Origin of the sequence: Peribacillus sp. FSL K6-5616 (genome assembly GCF_038008245.1) — a bacterium.
Lineage (GTDB): Bacteria > Bacillota > Bacilli > Bacillales > DSM-1321 > Peribacillus > Peribacillus frigoritolerans.
Window position 1 is genome coordinate 3,261,051 of record NZ_JBBOYT010000001.1, and the last position, 20,349, is coordinate 3,281,399.

The 20,349-nt window shown below is 44.2% G+C and carries 19 protein-coding genes, 1 other RNA gene and 1 other annotated feature; of the genes, 4 read left to right on the forward strand and 16 right to left on the reverse strand.

All coding sequences use genetic code 11. From position 1 onward, the window contains the following. Position 1 precedes the first annotated feature (1 nt). The 9 genes from MHB45_RS15610 to MHB45_RS15650 all read right to left on the reverse strand — a co-directional run bounded on the left by MHB45_RS15610 (position 2) and on the right by MHB45_RS15650 (position 9,529). Positions 2-880: a branched-chain amino acid ABC transporter permease gene (locus tag MHB45_RS15610; protein WP_072273308.1), complete on the reverse strand. Its 879-nt coding sequence runs from the start codon at positions 878-880 to the stop codon at positions 2-4. A gap of 163 nt (positions 881-1,043) precedes the next feature. After that, positions 1,044-2,222 carry an ABC transporter substrate-binding protein gene (locus tag MHB45_RS15615; protein ID WP_072273309.1) on the reverse strand — a complete coding sequence of 393 codons (1,179 nt, stop codon included), beginning with the start codon at positions 2,220-2,222 and terminating at the stop codon, positions 1,044-1,046. Positions 2,223-2,771: 549 nt separating this feature from the next. Beyond that, the gene (locus MHB45_RS15620; protein ID WP_072273310.1) at positions 2,772-3,479 is read right to left on the reverse strand and encodes an ABC transporter ATP-binding protein; all 708 of its coding nucleotides are present in this window, start codon (positions 3,477-3,479) and stop codon (positions 2,772-2,774) included. Continuing rightward, positions 3,479-4,258, reverse strand: coding sequence for an ABC transporter ATP-binding protein (locus MHB45_RS15625; RefSeq protein WP_053535808.1), 780 nt, complete (start codon positions 4,256-4,258; stop codon positions 3,479-3,481). The genes MHB45_RS15620 and MHB45_RS15625 overlap by 1 nt, the downstream gene beginning before the upstream one ends. Further along, positions 4,233-5,204, reverse strand: coding sequence for a branched-chain amino acid ABC transporter permease (locus tag MHB45_RS15630; protein ID WP_072273311.1), 972 nt, complete (start codon positions 5,202-5,204; stop codon positions 4,233-4,235). The genes MHB45_RS15625 and MHB45_RS15630 overlap by 26 nt, the downstream gene beginning before the upstream one ends. Before the next feature lie 13 nt (positions 5,205-5,217). Continuing rightward, entirely contained in the window at positions 5,218-6,096 is an 879-nt protein-coding gene (locus MHB45_RS15635; RefSeq protein ID WP_034308761.1) for a branched-chain amino acid ABC transporter permease, read from the reverse strand. A 76-nt stretch (positions 6,097-6,172) separates the two neighbouring features. Next, on the reverse strand, positions 6,173-7,363 hold the full coding sequence (locus tag MHB45_RS15640; RefSeq protein ID WP_072273312.1) for an ABC transporter substrate-binding protein: 1,191 nt from the start codon (positions 7,361-7,363) through the stop codon (positions 6,173-6,175). A gap of 186 nt (positions 7,364-7,549) precedes the next feature. After that, positions 7,550-8,311: a tRNA threonylcarbamoyladenosine dehydratase gene (locus MHB45_RS15645; protein WP_054400119.1), complete on the reverse strand. Its 762-nt coding sequence runs from the start codon at positions 8,309-8,311 to the stop codon at positions 7,550-7,552. A gap of 111 nt (positions 8,312-8,422) precedes the next feature. Further along, a complete protein-coding gene (locus tag MHB45_RS15650) occupies positions 8,423-9,529 on the reverse strand; it encodes a M20 family metallopeptidase (protein ID WP_340907999.1) in 1,107 nt (368 codons plus the stop codon). 148 nt (positions 9,530-9,677) lie between these two features. Here MHB45_RS15650 and MHB45_RS15655 point away from each other — a divergent pair, with 148 nt between their 5' ends. After that, positions 9,678-10,127 carry a hypothetical protein gene (locus MHB45_RS15655; RefSeq protein ID WP_340908000.1) on the forward strand — a complete coding sequence of 150 codons (450 nt, stop codon included), beginning with the start codon at positions 9,678-9,680 and terminating at the stop codon, positions 10,125-10,127. On the opposite strand, the gene MHB45_RS15660 is transcribed toward MHB45_RS15655, so the two are convergent. Continuing rightward, complete coding sequence (locus MHB45_RS15660) at positions 10,084-11,055, reverse strand: NERD domain-containing protein (protein ID WP_072273313.1); 972 nt, start codon at positions 11,053-11,055, stop codon at positions 10,084-10,086. The genes MHB45_RS15655 and MHB45_RS15660 overlap by 44 nt on opposite strands. 122 nt (positions 11,056-11,177) lie before the next feature. Between MHB45_RS15660 and MHB45_RS15665 the strand changes: the two genes are divergently transcribed. Both MHB45_RS15665 and MHB45_RS15670 read left to right on the forward strand, forming a co-directional pair. Beyond that, positions 11,178-11,387, forward strand: a complete 210-nt coding sequence (locus MHB45_RS15665; RefSeq protein ID WP_253349708.1) for a hypothetical protein — start codon at positions 11,178-11,180, stop codon at positions 11,385-11,387. Further along, entirely contained in the window at positions 11,365-11,532 is a 168-nt protein-coding gene (locus MHB45_RS15670; protein WP_340908002.1) for a hypothetical protein, read from the forward strand. The genes MHB45_RS15665 and MHB45_RS15670 overlap by 23 nt, the downstream gene beginning before the upstream one ends. Before the next feature lie 22 nt (positions 11,533-11,554). On the opposite strand, the gene ssrS is transcribed toward MHB45_RS15670, so the two are convergent. The 4 genes from ssrS to MHB45_RS15690 all read right to left on the reverse strand — a co-directional run bounded on the left by ssrS (position 11,555) and on the right by MHB45_RS15690 (position 15,471). Then, positions 11,555-11,740: non-coding RNA, 6S RNA (gene ssrS / locus MHB45_RS15675), on the reverse strand. Between the two features lie 86 nt (positions 11,741-11,826). After that, the gene (gene aspS / locus MHB45_RS15680) at positions 11,827-13,596 is read right to left on the reverse strand and encodes an aspartate--tRNA ligase (protein ID WP_072273314.1); all 1,770 of its coding nucleotides are present in this window, start codon (positions 13,594-13,596) and stop codon (positions 11,827-11,829) included. Between the two features lie 12 nt (positions 13,597-13,608). Further along, on the reverse strand, positions 13,609-14,880 hold the full coding sequence (gene hisS, locus MHB45_RS15685; RefSeq protein ID WP_072273315.1) for a histidine--tRNA ligase: 1,272 nt from the start codon (positions 14,878-14,880) through the stop codon (positions 13,609-13,611). A 99-nt stretch (positions 14,881-14,979) separates the two neighbouring features. After that, positions 14,980-15,218 (reverse strand) — a binding site (T-box leader). 79 nt (positions 15,219-15,297) lie between these two features. Beyond that, complete coding sequence (locus MHB45_RS15690) at positions 15,298-15,471, reverse strand: hypothetical protein (RefSeq protein WP_053535815.1); 174 nt, start codon at positions 15,469-15,471, stop codon at positions 15,298-15,300. A gap of 129 nt (positions 15,472-15,600) precedes the next feature. On the opposite strand from MHB45_RS15690, the gene MHB45_RS15695 reads away from it, so the two are divergent. Next, entirely contained in the window at positions 15,601-17,370 is a 1,770-nt protein-coding gene (locus tag MHB45_RS15695; RefSeq protein ID WP_072273316.1) for an SH3 domain-containing protein, read from the forward strand. A gap of 64 nt (positions 17,371-17,434) precedes the next feature. Here the strand turns inward: MHB45_RS15695 and dtd are convergent, their stop codons facing one another. Together dtd and MHB45_RS15705 are read right to left on the reverse strand one after the other, a co-directional pair. Then, the gene (gene dtd, locus MHB45_RS15700) at positions 17,435-17,878 is read right to left on the reverse strand and encodes a D-aminoacyl-tRNA deacylase (protein WP_072273317.1); all 444 of its coding nucleotides are present in this window, start codon (positions 17,876-17,878) and stop codon (positions 17,435-17,437) included. A gap of 15 nt (positions 17,879-17,893) precedes the next feature. Then, the gene (locus tag MHB45_RS15705) at positions 17,894-20,092 is read right to left on the reverse strand and encodes a RelA/SpoT family protein (RefSeq protein WP_034308787.1); all 2,199 of its coding nucleotides are present in this window, start codon (positions 20,090-20,092) and stop codon (positions 17,894-17,896) included. Positions 20,093-20,349 lie beyond the last annotated feature (257 nt).

Sequence of the window (20,349 nt, forward strand, 5' to 3'; positions counted from 1 at the left end):
CCTATACTTTTTCTTTTTTGTTTTTACCGAATAAGCCTTGTGGCATGAAAATCAAGATAAGAATCAGTACGACGAAGGCTACAGCATCACGCCATAATGAGTAACCGGCGGCACTGACCAAAGCTTCGATGACACCTAGCAATAGGCCACCGACCATCGCGCCCGGTATAATCCCGATCCCTCCAAGTACGGCGGCAACGAATGCCTTCAATCCCGGAAGCACACCCATGAGCGGCTCGATCTTAATATAGTAAATACCGAAAATGACGCCCGCTGCCCCAGCCAATGCGGAACCGATTGCAAAGGTGGCAGAAATCGTGTTATTCACATTTATACCCATTAGCTTAGCTGCATCCGCATCGTAGGAAACGGCACGCATCGCTTTTCCTATTTTTGATTTATGAACGATGATTTGAAGGATGATCATCAAGACTACAGCCACTCCAAAAATCAAAACCGATTGACTATTGATGGAAACTCCAAAAATATCGAACTTGTCTGTCGGCAATACATCATTCGGATAAGCTTCCGGCTGTGCACCGCGGACGTAGATGAATCCGTATTCGATCAAAAGGGAAACACCGATGGCAGTGATAAGTGCCGCGATACGTGTTGCGTTACGCAATGGCTTGTACGCGATACGTTCGATCAATACTCCAAACAGCGCACAGACCGTCATCGAGATTAATAGGGCGGGCACGAATGACAGATCCAGGACCGTTATCGAGTAAAACCCAACGAATGAGCCGACCATGAATACATCGCCATGTGCGAAGTTTATCAATTTAACAATCCCGTAAACCATCGTATATCCGAGAGCGATAAGGGCATAAATACTTCCTAATGAAACCCCGTTAATTAACTGTTGTATCAATTCCATGTTCGACTCTCCTTGAAAATCTAATTTTATGAGTAATTAGTCCAGACTCTTTTCATTCCGCTAAGGGGATGTTCAGCACCCTGGCATGCTTGAAAAATGAGAATTCGCCAGCACCTTCTTATTAATGAAGGGCCGGCGAAAGGGTTGGAGTTGTTCTCCGAAATTAAGGATTGATTTTTGTGTTGAATACCTGTTTTCCTTCTTTAAATTCAAGGATGGTAGCAGATTTGATTGGATTATGTTTTTCATCCAATGTGAATGTACCCGTAACAAGCTCAAGGTCAGCCGTTTTTTCCAGCGCTTCTTTGATTTTTTCCGAATCCGCTGAACCAGCACGTTTAATCGCGTCTGCAAGGAAGTATCCTGTGTCATATCCTAGGGCATTGAATGCATCCGGGGACTTATCTTTGTACTTCGCTTTAAATGATGACACAAAATTCTGAATTTTCTCATCAGGGTCACCTGAAGAATAGTGGTTCGTGATGAACGTATTATTTAGAGCTTTTGCACCGGCAATTTCAACTAGCTTAGGAGAATCCCAGCCGTCGCCGCCCATGAATGGAACGTCAAGTCCAGTTTCCCGTGCCTGCTTCACGATCAGACCAGCTTCCTCATAGTAACCAGGAAGGAAAATGAAATCAGGTTTTGCCGATTTCAAACGAGTCAATGTGGAACGGAAATCAGTATCCTTCGCAATGTAAGCTTCCTCAGCAACAACCTTTCCGCCATTCTTTTCGAATTGTTCTTTAAAGGCTGCGGCTAACCCTTTTGAATAATCACTTGAGCTGTCAATATAGATGGCTGCACTTTTCGCTTTGATTTCTTTAGCGGCAAAGTTTGCAGCTACCGTCCCTTGGAACGGATCGATGAAGCTTGTCCTGAAAACGTAATCGTTCAATTTATCCTTGCTGAAAGTGATTTCAGGGCTTGTACCAGAAGGTGAGATGACCGGCACTTTATTATCTTGGGCAATCTGTACTTGTGCAATCGAGTTCGTGCTTGTTGCTGCGCCTACGATCGCTGCAACCTGATCTTGTGATGTCAGCTTGATCGCCCCGCTTGTCGCTTCGGACGCTTCAGATTTATTATCGACTTTAATTAGTTTGATTTTTTTACCGTCAATGCCTTCTTTATTGATTTCCGCAGTTGCAAGCTCCAGACCTTCTGCAATCGATTGTCCATATGAAGCGACACCGCCTGATAATTCAAGGTTGACACCGATTTTGATCGTATCTCCATCCCCGCTTGATTTTTCAGATGAACCAGAGCCGGAACAACCCGCTAGCACTCCTGCAGCAAGTGATAGAGAAAGGAATGCACTTGCTAATTTTTTCTTTTTCATAAATAATCCCCCCATTTTGTAATCAAGCTCTGATGCATGAATATTTATTCATGATCCTTCAGAAAAAAATTGATTAGATGAAATGTTTCAAATTAAATTAATATTTCGAAAAATAGTTTACCGCATAATTTTCATTCCGTCTATACAATAATTGCGAGAAGATTTCGGTAAATAGGATATTTTTCACAGGTAGTGCTATATCATTTTTATCTTTATATATTTTAAATATTGCGAAAACAAGCGATATAATCAGAAAAAACGGATAATTAAATTATATCGATATTACAAAATCCTTATTTACAGATCAAAAAATTTTATTCATTCTCTTATTTTCCTCATCCTATTAATTACATTTTTACCAAAATACAAGTATATTGATAGGGAATTAAACCCAGTTTTTTCGTGTTTTTTTAGTCTTAATTCCTATATCAAAATTGAATAATACTATATTGGATGTATAAAATCATGCATGAAACCCTGTGCTTTTTTATCTTCCTGCATATTTTGCATAACCCGATCAACAAACAAAAAAACCGCCAAACGGCGGTTTTAGTGGCCTCCTAAATAGGCCATTTTTATTTCTTCACTTGATGTTAGTTCCTCGGCATTGCCCGACAGGACGATTCGGCCCGTTTCAACGACATATGCCCGATCCGCAATGGATAAGGCCAGGTTGGCGTTTTGCTCGACCAAAAGGATCGTTGTGCCGGACTCACTGATTTCCTGGATGATGTTGAATATTTGCTTCACCAGAAGCGGTGCAAGGCCCATCGAAGGTTCATCGAGCAGTAATAATCGCGGTTTCGCCATTAAGGCCCGACCCATTGCAAGCATCTGCTGTTCGCCGCCTGAAAGCGTGCCAGCCTGCTGTTTGATCCTCTCCAGCAGCCTCGGAAATAACTCATATACCTTTTCCATATCCTTATGGATGCCAGCTTTGTCTTTCCGCAAATAAGCTCCAAGCTCCAGGTTTTCGGCCACCGTCATGTTCGCGAAGACACGTCGTCCTTCAGGTACATGTGATATGCCCATCTTCACGATGGACTGTGCCGCTTTTCCCCCAATCGAATCGCCTTCGAACAGAACTTTTCCTTGCTTTGGTTTTAACAGACCGGAAATCGTTTTGAGCAGCGTGCTTTTTCCCGCACCGTTCGCCCCGATCAAAGTCACGATTTCCCCCTCATTTATCTCCATGGAAACCCCTTTTAGAGCTTGGATATTGCCGTAATAAACATTGATGTCCTCTATTTTCAGCATTAGGAAACCTCCTCCCCTAGATATGCCTCGATAACCTTTGGATCGTTGCGGATTTCTTCCGGCTTTCCGTGAGCGATGAGCTGTCCATGATCAAGGACATAAATCCGTTCGCATACACCCATGACCAGTGACATATCATGTTCGATGAGCAAAACGGTAAGGTTGAATTCCTTCCGGATAAAAGCAATGAGGTTCATTAATTCTTTCGTTTCATGGGGGTTCATCCCGGCTGCCGGTTCGTCCAGTAAAAGAAGTTTCGGATTGGCGGCAAGGGCACGGGCGATTTCCAGCCGCCTTTGCTGTCCGTATGGAAGGTTCTTCGCTTTTTCATCCTTAAAATGGTCCAGATTGAAAATCCGCAAAAATTCGAGCGCCTTTTCATCCATTTCCTTTTCCCCTGAAAAATGTCCGGGCAACCGGAATATGGAGCTTGGAATTCCATGCTTGGCAAGCGAGTGGTAAGCAACCTTCACATTATCGATCACGGATAACTCACTGAAGAGGCGAATGTTCTGAAAGGTCCTCGAGATCCCTTTTCGGGTAATTTTATAAGGCGGCTGCTTATTTAGGTTTTCCCCGTTCAAGGCAATCGTTCCTTCTGTAGGGACATACACACCCGTCAATAAATTGAAGAAGGTCGTTTTCCCAGCTCCATTCGGCCCGATCAGGCCTACAAGTTCCCCTGGAAATAATTCCACGTTCACATCGGACACCGCTTTCAATCCGCCAAAGCGGATACCCACCGAATCTACCTTAAGCAATGGTATTGTGGCTTCCATCCTTTGGGCCCCCTTTCGTTTTTTTATGTGTGAACAATGATGTGATTTCTCTTGTTCCCATTAAACCCTGCGGGCGGAAGATCATCATCAGGATCAGGACAAGACTGTAGATGATCATCCTCGTTTCCGGGTAATCCTGAAGGAATGTCGTCACGATCGTCAGTAAAATGGCGGCCAAAACCGAACCTGATAGACTTCCAAGACCGCCAAGTACGACGAAAATCAGGATATCGAAGGATTTCAGGAAACCGAAATTCGATGGCTGGATAATATAAAAATTATGGGCATAGAGCGATCCGGCAATTCCGGCAAAAAAAGCTCCGATGACGAAGGCCGCCACTTTATAATAGGTCGTATTGATTCCCATCGCATCAGCCGCCGTTTCATCTTCCCTTACGGATATGCATGCACGCCCGTGAGTCGAATTGGTGAAATTCCTGATGACTAAGACGGTGATCATCACACAGGCAAAAACCCATGGCCAAGTAGTCAGATGGGATACCTGCATCCCGCTTGCCCCGCCTACATATTCAATATTCAAAAGGACGATCCGGACAATTTCCCCAAAACCAAGGGTAGCTATCGCCAGGTAATCCCCCTTCAGGCGCAAGCTGGGTATCCCGATCACCATACCCGCAACAGCGGCGATGACGCCCCCAGTCAATATAGCTATGATGAAAGGAAGTTCCAGCTTCATTGTCATGACTGCCGAAGCATAGGCCCCAACCGCTAAAAAACCTGCATGCCCGATCGAGAACTGCCCGGTTATTCCAATGATTAAATGAAGGCTCGTCGCCAGCATGATATTGATGCCGATGAACATCAGCGTGTTGATATAAAATGGATTGAGGATACCATTTGAAATGGTGTACTGCATGATTCCGAAAAAAATAAGTGCGAGCACAATCGAGAGCCAAAAACCCTTTGAATTCTTAAAAGTAGTCATCGCCATGTCTCCCCTATACTTTTTCTCTTTTATTTTTACCGAACAGTCCCTGCGGCAAGAAAATTAAAATCAAGATAAGTACGACGAAAGCCACACCATCGCGCCATAATGAATAACCGGCTGCACTGACCAAAGCCTCGATCACTCCAAGCAGCAGACCGCCAACCATCGCTCCCGGAATGATGCCGATGCCGCCCAAAACGGCTGCAACAAATGCTTTGAGGCCAGGAAGGACCCCCATCAACGGTTCGATTTTAATATAGTAGATGCCAAAAATGACACCAGCCGCCCCTGCCAGGGCCGAACCTATGGCGAACGTAGCTGAAATCGTATTGTTCACATTGATTCCCATCAGCTTGGCCGCTTCGGAATCGAATGAAACGGCACGCATCGCTTTGCCGATTTTGGTTTTATGGACAACGAATTGTAGGATGATCATTAAAATGATGGATACGGATAAGATCAATATCGATTGACTGCTGATGGAAACTCCGAATATATCGAGTTTATCCATCGGAAGGACATTATTTGGATAGGCTTCCGGCTGGGCGCCCCGGATATAAATCAGCCCATTTTCTATCAGAAGGGAAACACCGATGGCCGTTATCAAGGCCGCAATCCGTGTTGCATTACGAAGGGGTTTATAAGCAATGCGTTCAATTAAAACGCCAAAGATGGCACATGTGGCCATTGAAATCAATAAAGCCGGTATGAAGGATAAGTCCATTACGGTAATGGCGTAAAAGCCCACAAATGAACCAACCATGAATACGTCGCCATGGGCGAAGTTAATGAGCTTGACGATTCCGTATACCATCGTATAACCAAGCGCGATCAAAGCATAAATGCTTCCGAGTGAAATGCCATTTACCAATTGCTGAATCAGTTCCATATTGCACTCTCCCCGTTAAGGTGTTTTTTAAGTGAATATAGAATAGGGGGGACTTGCCCCCTATCCACGTAAGGTATTATGGATTGATTTTTGTCTTGAATGTTTGTTTGCCATCCACATATTCCAAGATGGTCGCCGATTTGATCGGATCATGATTTTCATCAAGGTTCAGCGTACCGGAAACTAATTGAAGATCTTTGACATCTTCCAACGCTTGTCTGATTTTTTCGGGAGAAGCATCTCCAGATCTCTTGATGGCGTCTGCCAGGTAGTACCCAGTGTCATAGCCAAGTGCGGCAAAGGCATCCGGTGTTTTATCGTATTCCTTTTTGAAGGCTGCAACGAAATCCTGGATTTTTGCATCTTCATCTTCCGGGGAATAGTGATTCGTGATATACGTATTTTTTAAAGCATCCGCTCCGGCAATTTCAACGACCTTCGGGGAATCCCAGCCGTCCCCGCCCATGAATGGAAGGTCTATGCCGTCTTCACGGGCCTGTTTTAAGATCAATCCGACTTCCTCATAATAACCAGGAAGGAAAACGAACTCAGGTTTTGCCGATTTGATACGTGTCAATGTAGAACGGAAATCAGTATCTTTCGTTACATAAGCTTCTTCCGCCACGATTTTACCGCCCTTGGCAGTGAATGCTTCTTTAAAAGCTGCGGCCAATCCTTTAGAATAATCACTTGCGCTATCCACATAGATCGCAGCCGTCTTGGCTCCAATTTCGTCAGATGCGAAATTGGCTGCCACCGTACCTTGGAATGGGTCGATAAAGCAAGTTCTGAACACATAATCATTTAATTTTCCAGCTTTGTTGGTAATGTCGGGATTTGTTGCAGTTGGTGTAAGGAGAGGAACTTTATTATCTTGTGCGACTTGAACCTGTGCCAATGTATTCGTGCTCGTTGCAGATCCGACTACAGCCACAACCTTGTCCTGGCTGACTAACTTGATCGAACCGCTTGTAGCTTCTGCTGCATCAGATTTATTATCAACCTTAACTATTTCCAGTTTTTTACCGTCGATGCCCTCTTTATTAATCTCTTCGATGGCCAGTTTCAAACCATCGGCAGCCGATTGGCCGAATGATGCCGTACCTCCGGATAATTCAAGGTTGGCCCCAATTTTTATGGTGTCACCCGATTTTGATGATTCCCCGCCTGAACTGCTAGTTTTCGAGTCGCCGCCACTACAGCCTGCCAGCGCTCCTGCAACTAATGAAAGTGATAAAAACACTCCTGCTAGCTTTTTCTTCTTCATTTGAAACCCCCTTGTTTTGTATGTTCTTTTAAACAAATAGAATATCTGAATAAAAATAATATTCTGAAAATAGTTTATCTCATTCTTTCGACCCCGTCTATATGATATGGATAAAAAAGTTATTAAAAGGGAATATCTGCTATTCGACACAAAAAAACTGACCCATTATAGGGTCAGTTGATTTTATCAATCGTTTACACGGCGAACTTCAATGTCTTTTAATAGATCATTGATCACCCAGCTTGCTGCAATTAAACCCGCAACGGATGGTACGAATGCATTCGAAGACGGAGGCATCTGGGCTTTACGGATTTTTGCCTCATCATTGCCGACTTCTTTCCGCACATCCTCACGAATGACAATAGGGCTCTCGTCGGAAAAGACAACGGGAATTCCCTTTGTTATGCCCTCTTTACGCAATCTAGTACGAATGACCTTGGCTAGCGGATCGGTATGCGTTTTGGAGATATCGGCAATTTGAAAACGCGTCGGGTCCATCTTATTAGCTGCCCCCATGCTTGAAATCACCTTGATATTCCGTTTCAGGCATTCCTTCATCACATGCATTTTATAAATGACCGTATCCGATGCATCAATGACATAGTCCAGACCATAGCTGAAGAATTCCTCAAACGTCTCTTCCGTATAGAACATTTTAAGAGCGATCACTTCGCAGTCAGGATTGATGTCTTGAATTCGATTTTTCATCAATTCCGCTTTCGGTTGACCGACTGTTGATAATAGAGCATGGATCTGCCTGTTTACATTTGTGATGTCGACATCGTCTTTATCAACAAGAATAATGCGGCCTACACCGGTGCGTGCCAATGCTTCGGCTGAAAATGAACCAACTCCTCCAACACCCAGGACAGCAACGGTCGTGTTTTTCAGAATATCGATTCCTTCCTTGCCAATTGCCAATTCATTACGTGAAAACTGATGCAGCATATATATTCAACTCCAATAAATTCTGTTCTTATTTAGCTTCCCAATTAACAATATATCATAAACATCATTTATGACAAGCGAAATATGAGCAGTCTAATCGGAATTAGTGTGCTAGGTCATTTTTGATAATTTTTGAATGACGGTTGCCAATAGGAGTGTCCTTTCCGTAAGGCTGGGAATTTCCAAATACTCTTCTTCACTATGTGCATTCCCTCCAATGGGCCCAAGTCCATCCACTGTCGCGATTCCCAAATCAGAAGTGATGGAAGCATCCGAACCTCCACCCGTGGCCGTATCCGTGATTTCGATGCCGATTTCCTTCCCAGCCTGACGGATCGTCTCTAAAAGCAAGTTCGTTTTCTCATTCTTTTCCATGGGAGAGCGGTCCATTTTCCCGCTTAATGTCGTTTTCGTTCCTGGAATATAGGTTTCGGCACAGATTTTTTTCAGTTGCTTGAGGATGATGGCTTCCTGCTTTTTTTCCGAAATCCGCACATCCACAAAAGCGGCAGCATGGGAAGCGATCGTATTGACAGCGGAACCTCCATCAATCATGCCCACATTCACGCTGATTCCTTTCTGCTGATCATTCAATCGATGTAAGGCGATGATCTTATGGGCCAATTCTTCAATTGCACTTCGTCCCTTTTCCGGCTCGATCCCTGAATGGGCGGCCACCCCCGCAATATCCACTTTAAACTGACCGCAGCCCCTTCTTGCCGTTACAAGCGAACCGTCCGTCCTTGCCGGTTCAAGAATTAGCGCAAACTTCTTATTGGCGGCATTTTCCGATATGAGTGAAGCGGATGACGGAGACCCGATCTCCTCATCACTATTAAGAATGATCTGGATATGCTTATAGCCTGTCTGCCCCGTCTGTTTCAGGCAAAGGATCGCATAAAAAAGCTCAACCAAACTAGACTTCATATCCGCCACGCCAGGACCGTATGCCCGATTTCCCTTCACTTTAAAAGGACGTTTTTGCGCTGTGCCCTCCGGAAAAACCGTATCCATATGGGCAACGACCAGAATATGCGGTTGATGCGCATCACGATGCTGGATGACCAGCTGATTACCATAACTCTGTTGCTCAACGGTATCCACAATAAAATCCAGGCTTTCAAATTTCGTTTTCAAAATCGAACCAATTTCATCAATACCCTTTTTCGAATGAGAACCACTATCTATATTCACTAGTTGCTCCACTAATTGAAGCATTTCCATCCTCTTTGCATACAATAAATCTTTCAAAGCCCTCACTACTTTCTATCCTTGGCTGACTATTGCTCAACCTTACTATAATTTACGAATCTATATTGCGGAATGTTACTTAAATGGGAATTTTTGAAGTATATCCGATAGTTTTTTGGGTGTCTTCTTTGAGTTTGGGGTCTTTACTCGTGATTCTGGATCGTTTACTCGTGAGTTTGTGCCATTTACTCGTGAGTTTGCACCATTTACTCGTGAGTTCACGAAATTTACTCGTGAGTTTGCGCCGTTTACTCGTGAGTTCACGCCATTTACTCGTGAGTTTGCGCCATTTATTCGTGAGTTTGCGCCATTTATTCGTGAGTTTGCGCCATTTACTCGTGAGTTTGCGCCATTTACTCGTGAGTTTGCGCCATTTACTCGTGAGTTTACGCCATTTACTCGTGAGTTTACGCCATTTACTCGTGAGTTTACGCCATTTACTCATGAGTTTACGCCGTTTACTCGTGAGTTTGCGCCATTTATTCGTGAGTTTGCGCCGTTTACTCGTGAGTTTGCGCCATTTACTCGTGAATTAATCCATCAAGTCTGTAAGCTCTATTTTTAAATTGCCCCGAATAAGGCAATTCCAGTGCAGACAGCATCCGCTGCATGATATCAATTGAATCTATTTGTAAAAAGAGCCGTGCTTGTTTATTTGTTATATTGGGTTTTATGAGGAGAGCAAAATCGCGAAGAGTTTGAATGTGGGCATCTTTGGAGGCGTAAGAACATTGACTGCATGACCATTTGCCCCAGTGATAGTGCATATGGAGAGCAGCGCATTCAGGACATTGAACGCTTTTTAGCAGATCTTGCTCATCGACTTGATATAATTTGAGTATATCAGGATTATGTGGAGTGTTCTTTTGCAGAATCGTGTTCGAAAGTCTAGTGCTCTGCCTTTGGGTTAATTGCTCAGAAGGATACTTTTCTTCAAGGGTATGGATTTTGGTGATGAGGGTTTCTTTTCCCGTGATTTTTTTGAAAATGGGGGTAAAACCTGGGGTAGTTTTGATAATTGTATTCGAATTTGCATTGGCAATTAACGTTTCAATCGGCAACGAGGGGAATTTGTGAAAAGTAAGCCAATCATTTAATCGGGATTTTTGCACGTCGACCTGGATTAGCGGATCCAGATATGCCTGTTCCTGTCCATCTTTTGTACGAATCAATTGGGGATAGGTGCGGTCAAAATAGAGCGTTCCCGCAAAGTTTTTCACTTCAATGATGATACAGTAATTCCGGGTGATAATTAGGAAATCCATTTGAAAATAACGGCTCCCAGCGTGGTCTAACCTCAAATCATGAAATACTCGATATTCTTTCGGGAGATCCTTCAACTCCTTTCCGATACTCCGCTCCCCGTTAAATCCTGTACGGATTTTCCGGAAATCGTTCTTTATTCTTTCCTGTTTTGGATGATTTGCTGATAGCCTCCTGCTTAATGCCTCCAGTTTGAGCATTTTCATAGGCCTTTCACACGGTTTTAACATCCATACATCAACTCCTTCTCCTTTAGCTTCTTTATTAAAGCCCTTTTTTCCTGCTAGGATCTGAAATCAGACGTTTTACCGTAATTTCACTCTTTTTAATCCATGAGATTTGTAGCTTATTCGTGAATTTCCGCTATTTACTCGTGAGTTCACGCCATTTACTCGTGAGTTTGCACCATTTACTCGTGAGTTCGCCATTTACTCGTGAGTTTGCACCATTTACTCGTGAGTTTACGCCATTTACTCGTGAGTTTGCGCCATTTACTCGTGAGTTTGCGCCATTTACTCGTGAGTTTGCACCATTTACTCGTGAGTTCGCCATTTACTCGTGAGTTTCTGCCATTTACTCGTGAGTTTGCACCATTTACTCGTGAATTTCCGCTGTTTACTCGTGAATTCACCCCATTTACTCGTGAGTTTACGCCATTTACTCGTGAATTAACTATTTTAACGCACAAAAAAACCCATGTTATTTAACATGAGTTGCTTTGTAAGGTGTAAGAGTCCCAATTGTGCCGTTTACGCCTTTGTTTTGAACCCGCTCTCCGCAGGTGGGTGCTCGGTTCCTCGCGTTTGTAAGTCCTCTTCGAGGGAGGCTTTTACGCGGCCAGGAAACTAGTGCTCCCGGTAACTATAAGTGTTCGGTCAAAACTTATAGGTTAAAGAACGAACACATCAGGACTCTTACTTATTGAAAACATCATAGCATACTGCTTAACTCTGTTTCAAGGAAAAACACCTAGGTATTTTTTCATATTTTTCCCAAATGAATTATTTTTTAAGTGCAGCAAGCCTTAGGTTAAGTTCGGCCAATTGCTTGTCACTTACGGTACTCGGTGCGTCAACGAGCAGGTCGCTTGCGCTTGCTGTTTTCGGGAACGCGATGGTGTCGCGAAGGTTCGTGCGGCCTGCAAGCAGCATGACCATGCGGTCCAGTCCAAGGGCGATTCCGCCGTGTGGTGGTGTTCCATATTCGAATGCATCCATTAGGAAGCCGAATTGTGCGTTTGCTTCTTCTTCGGAGAATCCAAGAACTTTGAACATTTTTTCCTGAACGTCGCGTTCGAATATCCGCAGTGATCCACCGCCAAGTTCGTAGCCGTTCAAGACAAGGTCATATGCTTGTGCACGGACGCTTGCTGGGTCTGATTCCAGTTTGTCCATGTCTTCACGGAATGGCATTGTGAATGGATGGTGTGCTGCATAGTAGCGTCCTTCTTCTTCGTCATATTCAAGTAATGGCCAGTCCGTCACCCATAGGAAGTTGAATTTGCTTTGATCGATCAAGCCTCTTTCTTTACCAAGCTTGATGCGAAGTGCTCCAAGGGCATCTGCGACTATGCCTTTCTTGTCCGCCACGAATAGGATTAAATCGCCCACTTCAGCTTCCAGTTCAGATACTAATTGCTGTTGATCTTCTGCGAAGAATTTGGCGATTGGCCCTTTTACACCTTCTTCTTCAACTTTTAGCCATGCAAGGCCTTTAGCTCCGTAAATCGCTGCAAATTCAGCCAAGCCATCAATGTCTTTACGGGAATAATCCGCATTTCCTTCCTTAACGACGATCGCCTTAACTTGTCCTCCGCTTGCAACAGCACCGGTGAACACTTTGAAATCACTGTCTTTGACGATTTCGGAAACATCTTTAAGTTCCATTCCGAAACGTGTATCCGGTTTGTCGGAACCGTAACGGCTCATCGCTTCGTTGTAAGTCATTCGAGGGAATGGCAGTGTTACGTCCAATCCTTTTACGTCTTTCATCACTTTAGCCATCATGTTTTCTGCCGTGTTAATGATATCTTCTTGGCTCATGAAGCTTGTTTCAATATCGATTTGCGTGAATTCAGGCTGTCTGTCAGCACGTAAGTCTTCATCACGGAAACAGCGGGCAATTTGATAATAACGTTCGAAACCGGATACCATCAATAGCTGCTTGAAGATTTGCGGTGATTGCGGAAGTGCATAGAACTCCCCTTCGTGTACGCGGCTAGGCACTAAATAATCACGTGCTCCTTCCGGTGTACTTTTTGTTAAGATAGGTGTTTCGATATCAAGGAAGCCTTCACCGTCCAAGTAATCACGGATCGCTTTTGTTGTTTTGTTGCGCATTTTCAATGTTTCGAACATCGCCGGACGACGCAGGTCCAGATAACGATATTTCAAGCGGATATCTTCTGATACATCCGTTCTTTCATCAATGATGAATGGAGGGGTCTTTGCTTCGTTTAAAATTGTAACGTTTTCGGCTTGAACTTCGATGGTCCCTGTTGTTACGTTCGGATTGAAGTTGGCTTCGTCACGTTTGATGACGGTCCCTTGGATATCAAGGACATATTCATTACGGATTTTTTCGGCTGTGGCAAGCGCGTCTGCCGAAATGTCCGGATTGAAAACGACTTGGACGACTCCGCTTCTGTCACGTAGGTCGATAAAGATGACCCCGCCCAAATCCCGGCGTTTTTGTACCCATCCTTTTAATGTTACTTTTTCACCAATAGCTGCTTCTGTCACTTCACCATTGAAGTATGTTCTGCCAAACATGGTATTTCCCCCTTAAGCCTGTAGCTTTTTGAATTGTTCAACGAATGTTGCAAGATCCATTTGGACTTGTTCACCGGTTTCCATGAACTTTACATTGATTTTATCATTTGCCAATTCATCATCCCCAAGTGTCGCCACATATCTTGCTTCGAGGCGGTCGGCTGATTTGAATTGTGCTTTCACTTTACGGTCTAGATAGTCTTTTTCGACGGTAAAACCGGCATTCCGCAATTGATGGGCAAGTTTGACGGTATAATCCTTGGCTGTTTCGCCTAGTGAGACAAGATAGCAGTCAATTCCCTTTTTGATCGGAAGCTCGATGTTTTCTGCTTGGAGGGCAGCAATCAGGCGTTCAATGCTAAGTGCAAAGCCGATTCCTGGTGTTTCCGGTCCGCCAAGTTCTTCAGCCAGCCCGTTATAACGGCCGCCGCCGCAAAGTGTAGTGATGGCGCCAAAGCCTTCTGCATCACTCATGATTTCAAATGCGGTATGATTATAGTAATCCAAGCCCCTCACTAGAGTCGGATCTTCGACGAAGTCGATTTCCAAATCGGTTAAGTGCTGTTTCACCTTTTCGAAATAAGTACGGGATTCATCATTTAAATATTCAATGATGGAAGGAGCCGTGTTCATCAATTCGTGATCGTGATCCTTTTTGCAATCCAGGATACGCAAAGGATTTTTTTCGAGGCGGTTTTGACAATCGCCGCAAAACTCGCCGATGCGTGGTTCGAAATGTTTGATTAACGCATTGCGATGCGCTGTCCGGCTTTCCTTATCACCAAGGCTGTTGATGACTAGCTTCAGCTTTTTCAAACCAAGTTCCTTGTACAGGTTCATCGCAAGTGACAGAACCTCTGCATCGATTCCGGGATCCTTACTTCCTAAAGCTTCGATGCCGAATTGAACGAACTGGCGGAATCGGCCTGCTTGCGGACGTTCGTAACGGAACATCGGCCCGATATAATAAAGCTTGACCGGTTGATTGGCCCACCCGAACATTTTGTTCTCGATATATGACCGTACAACCGATGCGGTGCCTTCCGGACGAAGGGTTAAGTTCCTTTCACCGCGATCTTGAAATGAATACATCTCTTTTTGAACGATATCGGTTGTATCCCCAACACCGCGTAAAAATAATTCCGTGTGCTCAAAAATCGGTGTGCGGATTTCTTTATATTGGTAACGGTGACAAATATCACGCGCTGTGTTCTCGATATATTGCCAAATTTCCGTTTGGCCAGGCAATAAATCCTGGGTACCTCTAGGAATCTGAATAGACATATGTGTTTCCTCCTTTAAAGCAAAGCGCCCTTTCTTATACGGCACGCTATACTGATTTTTTCCAAACAAAAAACTCCCGCCCCTTGTAACGTATATGTTACAAGGGACGAGAGTTTGGATATCCCGTGGTGCCACCCTAGTTGAAGCACAAAATTAAAGTGCCCCCGCTCAAAAACAGTTAACGCCTGTTTTACGTCCATCTCCTATTAAGTAAACCCGTTCGGAGTGAAGCCTACGGAGGGTTCTTTCATTAAGTCATCATGTGGAATGCTTTCAGCCTCGGCATTTCCTCTCTTTTCATGTGTTTCTTAATTACTCTTCTCCATCATTGGTTATTGCAGTAATAAGTCTGATATTTTATAATCATACGGACGTTAACATCAAATGTCAAGGCAGACTGAGGATTTTTGTCGCTTTTTACTGGTTCAAACGTTTTTTCAAATTTTTGACCGTCCGGACATTGACCCCGAATTCGGATGCCAATTCAACAAGGTTTGCGCTTTGTTCCTTTTGGATGAAATCGTGAAAATCGACACCCAGTACTTGGTTGCCTCCGCTTAAGCTCGTTTGATCTTTTTCGCTGAATTTCATGTGGTTTCCCTCCTACAGTTATATAAGCTCTATTCTTTCCTAAAAAAAATGTTTTTTGCACACGGAGAGAGGGAAATTTTCATTGAACGAGAATACATACATATAGACATTAAAAGGGAGAGACAACTTATGAAGAAGAAATCGGGTTTATTCGGCCTGACACTGATGCTGATATTCTCAGCGATTTTCCCCGTCCATCACGCTTTTGGAAAAGATGATGGGGAAAATATCGTGACGACCCAAGTGGTCAATGTCCGTGAAGGTGCAGGTCTCAGTTTCCCTATCGTAAAAAAACTGTCAAAAGGGGAATCGTTTCCCATTCTGAATGAAGATGGCGACTGGATTGAAATCCGGATTGGCACCGGCAAAACGGGCTGGGTTGCCAATTGGTTAGTGGAGAGACAAACAGGGTCTGATACCAATCAGGTCAAAAAGGAATCCGGACAAGGGACGATATCAGGCAGCTCCGTCCGTGTCCGAACAGGTCCCGGCACTACATTTCAAACGGTTGGTTCCTTGAGTAAAGGAACCTTTGTTGACATCATTGAAAAGAATGAGAATTGGATAAAGATCAAAACGGCGGATATCGAAGGCTGGGTCTCTTCTGACTACATTACGCTTCCCTCCGCATCAGAAAAAGCAGCGAAGAAAGATTCAACTAAGGAAAAAGGAACGAATCAATCCGTGAAAACCGGAGTAACTTTGGTGGACCGGCTCAATGTCCGTTCGGAACCGTCGACAAGCAGTGCCGCTCTCGGAAAGCTGAATAAAAATACGTCAGTGACCGTCTACAGGGTTGAAAATGAATGGGCTGAAATTGATTTCCAAGGAACCCGCGGTTGGGTAGCTGAACCTTACATACAAGTAAGCGAAGATCATGTTGATATGAAAAAGGACACGGAAGGCGCAACTGCAAGGGTGACCGCCACAGGTTTAACTGTCAGGAATGAAGCCTCGCTCTCAAGCAAGGTCATCGGTTCGGTGAACAAGGATGAGACTTACGCCGTGCTCCAAACAAAGGGAAATATGACACAGATCCAGCTCACTGGTTCCAAAAAGGGCTGGGTAGTGAGTTGGTACCTGGAAAAAGAGAATGTCGAGCAAACGGCGAAGGAAAAAAAGGTTGATGTAAAAGGAAACAAGATTACCATCATTCATGATGGTACGATCCTTAGAAATGAGCCGGATGGCAACTCGGGGATTGTAGAGCAGGCCAATGCAGGTGAAACGTTCACGGCATCAGGTATGGAAGGCGACTGGTATTCCATTAAACTAAAGGGCGGAAAAACAGCTTATGTGGCAGGATGGATCGTGACGATCGAAGGGAATGCCGAGCAGATCCAACGACCTGGCGTTGAGAAATACCTAAAGGATAAAACGATTGTCATCGATCCCGGACATGGCGGCAGGGATAGCGGTACAATCGGGGTCGGTGGAACACTTGAGAAAAACCTGACGATTCGAACGGCAGAATTGCTGCGGGACAAACTTCAGGCGGCAGGAGCTAAAGTGATCCTGACCAGGAGCGGAAATACTTATGTTCCACTCCCTTCCCGGGTCAGCACTTCTCATATACATAATGCGGATGCTTTCATCAGCCTCCATTATGATAGCACCAAGGACCAGATCACCAGCGGGATAACCACATACTACTATCATGACTACCAGCGTGCGTTGGCGGCTACACTGGCCAATTCACTCGGTTCCACCATGCAGGTGCCCAATCGCGGATCTCGATACGGGAATTATCATGTTACCCGTGAAAATAAACGGGTAGCTACACTCATTGAACTAGGTTATTTAAGTAATCCAGTGGAAGAGTTGACATTAACGTCGAATGAGTATCAAGAAAAAATCACATCGGCCATCTATAATGGCCTGGCACGGTATTTTAAATAAGGACTAGAAAAGCCAGCTTCGCATCGAAGCTGGCTTTTCTACAAAAAAAACCTGCCGCAGCAGGTCATTTTTTGCTTTCAAGTATTAATGTGACGGGACCGTCATTAGTAAGCTGAACATCCATCATGGCACCAAATTGACCTGTTTCCGTATGGACGCCTTTTTTGCGGAGTTCTTCGTTAAATGCTTCATATAATTCATTCGCCTCTTCAGGACGGGCGGCGTCCATGAAGTTCGGTCGACGGCCTTTACGGCAATCGCCGTATAAGGTGAATTGTGAAACGGATAAAATCGAACCTCCCACATCCAATAGTGAGTGGTTCATCTTTTCATTTTCATCTTCAAATATTCTAAGATTGACAATCTTTTCGGCCAAATAGGCGACGTCATCGATCGTATCTCCATGGGTGACACCAACCAACAGGACGAGACCGCTGTCGATTTGTCCGATTATTTGGTCTGCGACAACTACTTTTGCCGCTTTGGAACGTTGTAAAACAACACGCATGGCAATAAAAACTCCTTAGTTCATGATCCTTCTAACGGAATAAACATCTGAAATTTGTTTAATACGGTCGACAACCTTTTGCAAATGGGCAATGTTATGAATATAAATCGACATGTGAATGGTCGCCACCTTATTCCTGTCGGATTTACCCGAGACCGCAGAAATGTTGGTCTTGGTTTCATTGACGGCTTGAAGGACTTCATTCAATAAGCCGCGACGGTCATAGCCGCTGATTTCAATTTCCACGATGTATTCCTTGCGTTCGTTAATCGTACTTTCCCATTCAACCGGTACAAGGCGATGATCGGCATCCCCGCTATCCAGGTTCGGGCAATCTTGCCTATGAACTGAAACTCCACGGCCTTTGGTTATATAACCAACGATTTCATCCCCTGGTACTGGGTTGCAACAGCGTGATAAGCGGATAAGCAGGTTATCAATCCCTGGTACCTGTACGCCCGAGTCACGTTTTTTAGATGTATTGGAGAAGGTTTTCAGATCGGCTACCGCTTCAGAAATATCCGCTTCCTGCTCGACCATTTTCTGCTTACGCCATTTTTCGGTAAGGCGGTTAGCTACCTGAAGGGCTGTTATTCCGTTATATCCGACTGCTGCATACATATCCTCTTCATTCAGGAAGTTGAATTTATCCGCAACACGCCTGATATTCTCGGCAGCAAGGATTTCCTTCAGGTCGAACTCCATATCCTTGATTTCCTTTTCAACAAGCTCTTTGCCTTTTTCGATATTTTCTTCCCGGCGCTGCTTCTTGAAAAATTGGCGGATCTTATTTTTCGCTTGAGATGTTTGCGTTAGTTTAAGCCAATCCTGACTTGGACCATATGAATGCTTCGATGTTAAGATTTCTATGATATCGCCAGTTTTCAGTTTATAATCCAGCGGTACCATTTTCCCGTTCACTTTGGCACCAATCGTTTTGTTTCCGATTTCCGAATGAATCCGGTAAGCGAAATCAATCGGGTTGGATCCTGATGGCAGTTCGATGACATCGCCTTTTGGAGTGAAAATGAATACCATATCAGAAAAAAGATCTATTTTAAGGGATTCCATGAATTCCTCGGCATTAGTCGCATCATCCTGGAATTCAAGAATTTCCCGGAACCATGTCAATTTTTCTTCCAGTGAAGGCTGTTCACCGACATCTTTTCCCTCTTTATAAGCCCAGTGCGCAGCAACCCCGAACTCGGCAATGCGATGCATATCGGAAGTACGGATCTGCACTTCCAGCGGATCGCCTTTCGGTCCGATCACCGTCGTATGGAGCGATTGATACATATTCGGCTTCGGCATCGCGATATAGTCTTTGAATCGGCCAGGCATCGGCTTCCAGCATGTATGGATGATCCCTAAAACGGCATAGCAATCTTTTATGCTATTGACGACGATCCGAACGGCAAGCAAATCATAAATTTCGCTGAACTGTTTATTCTGCAAAGCCATTTTGCGATAAATGCTGTATATATGTTTCGGCCTTCCGGATAGGTCAGCCTTAATGTTGACTTCCTCAACGTTTTTACGCACTTCATCTATGACTTCTTCCAGATAGTTTTCACGTTCTGCACGCTTTTTCTTCATCAGGTTGACGATTCGGTAATACTGCTGAGGATTCAAATACCTTAGTGCAGTATCTTCCAGTTCCCATTTAATCGTGCTGATACCAAGACGATGGGCAAGCGGTGCGAAGATTTCCAACGTCTCATTCGATATCCTTCTCTGCTTTTCCTGCGGCAGATGCTTCAATGTCCGCATATTATGCAGTCTGTCCGCAAGCTTGATCAAGATGACCCGTATATCCTGGGCCATCGCCACGAACATTTTCCGATGGTTTTCCGCCTGTTGCTCCTGCTGTGATTTGTATTTGATTTTCCCTAACTTGGTCACGCCATCCACAAGCATGGCGACTTCAGGACTGAAATTTTCTTCAATATCCTTCAAAGTGATCTCCGTGTCTTCAACAACATCATGTAAAAAACCTGCCGCAATGGTTGCAGGGTCCATTTCAAGATCAGCCAGAATGCCCGCCACTTGAATCGGATGAATAATATACGGCTCTCCCGATTTACGGAATTGTTCTCGGTGAGCATACTCTGCATACTTAAACGCTCTATGAATAAATTCAGCTTCTTCCGGCTGAAGATATAAGCTGGCCCGTTCTACAACCTGCTCGGCAGTCAATATTTGATCATTAGCCATTTAATCACCTTAACCCCACTTTAACTGCCACCGGATATGATCCGGATTGAGTATGATTGGTAGCACTCCCTTTATTCTGCAAAACGTGACAATTTTTGCGAAAAAAAATAAATCCGCTTAAACGGATAAAAGTGCAAATAAACTTATTAGCAGAAAAACTCTTTATTATTACTATTATCGAAAAAAAAGGCAAGGATGTAAAGAGTTAAACGTGTATTTTATTAAGAATCGTGCATTTTTTCACTGGAAATTCGACA

Bases quoted from the DNA above. Each gene is read 5' to 3' on its own strand.
- MHB45_RS15610 (WP_072273308.1), bottom strand. From the start codon at position 880: ATGGAATTGATACAACAGTTAATTAACGGGGTTTCATTAGGAAGTATT.
- MHB45_RS15615 (WP_072273309.1), bottom strand. From the start codon at position 2,222: ATGAAAAAGAAAAAATTAGCAAGTGCATTCCTTTCTCTATCACTTGCT.
- MHB45_RS15620 (WP_072273310.1), bottom strand. From the start codon at position 3,479: ATGCTGAAAATAGAGGACATCAATGTTTATTACGGCAATATCCAAGCT.
- MHB45_RS15625 (WP_053535808.1), bottom strand. From the start codon at position 4,258: ATGGAAGCCACAATACCATTGCTTAAGGTAGATTCGGTGGGTATCCGC.
- MHB45_RS15630 (WP_072273311.1), bottom strand. From the start codon at position 5,204: ATGACTACTTTTAAGAATTCAAAGGGTTTTTGGCTCTCGATTGTGCTC.
- MHB45_RS15635 (WP_034308761.1), bottom strand. From the start codon at position 6,096: ATGGAACTGATTCAGCAATTGGTAAATGGCATTTCACTCGGAAGCATT.
- MHB45_RS15640 (WP_072273312.1), bottom strand. From the start codon at position 7,363: ATGAAGAAGAAAAAGCTAGCAGGAGTGTTTTTATCACTTTCATTAGTT.
- MHB45_RS15645 (WP_054400119.1), bottom strand. From the start codon at position 8,311: ATGCTGCATCAGTTTTCACGTAATGAATTGGCAATTGGCAAGGAAGGA.
- MHB45_RS15650 (WP_340907999.1), bottom strand. From the start codon at position 9,529: ATGCTTCAATTAGTGGAGCAACTAGTGAATATAGATAGTGGTTCTCAT.
- MHB45_RS15660 (WP_072273313.1), bottom strand. From the start codon at position 11,055: ATGTTAAAACCGTGTGAAAGGCCTATGAAAATGCTCAAACTGGAGGCA.
- aspS (WP_072273314.1), bottom strand. From the start codon at position 13,596: ATGTTTGGCAGAACATACTTCAATGGTGAAGTGACAGAAGCAGCTATT.
- hisS (WP_072273315.1), bottom strand. From the start codon at position 14,880: ATGTCTATTCAGATTCCTAGAGGTACCCAGGATTTATTGCCTGGCCAA.
- MHB45_RS15690 (WP_053535815.1), bottom strand. From the start codon at position 15,471: ATGAAATTCAGCGAAAAAGATCAAACGAGCTTAAGCGGAGGCAACCAA.
- MHB45_RS15695 (WP_072273316.1), top strand. From the start codon at position 15,601: ATGAAGAAGAAATCGGGTTTATTCGGCCTGACACTGATGCTGATATTC.
- dtd (WP_072273317.1), bottom strand. From the start codon at position 17,878: ATGCGTGTTGTTTTACAACGTTCCAAAGCGGCAAAAGTAGTTGTCGCA.
- MHB45_RS15705 (WP_034308787.1), bottom strand. From the start codon at position 20,092: ATGGCTAATGATCAAATATTGACTGCCGAGCAGGTTGTAGAACGGGCC.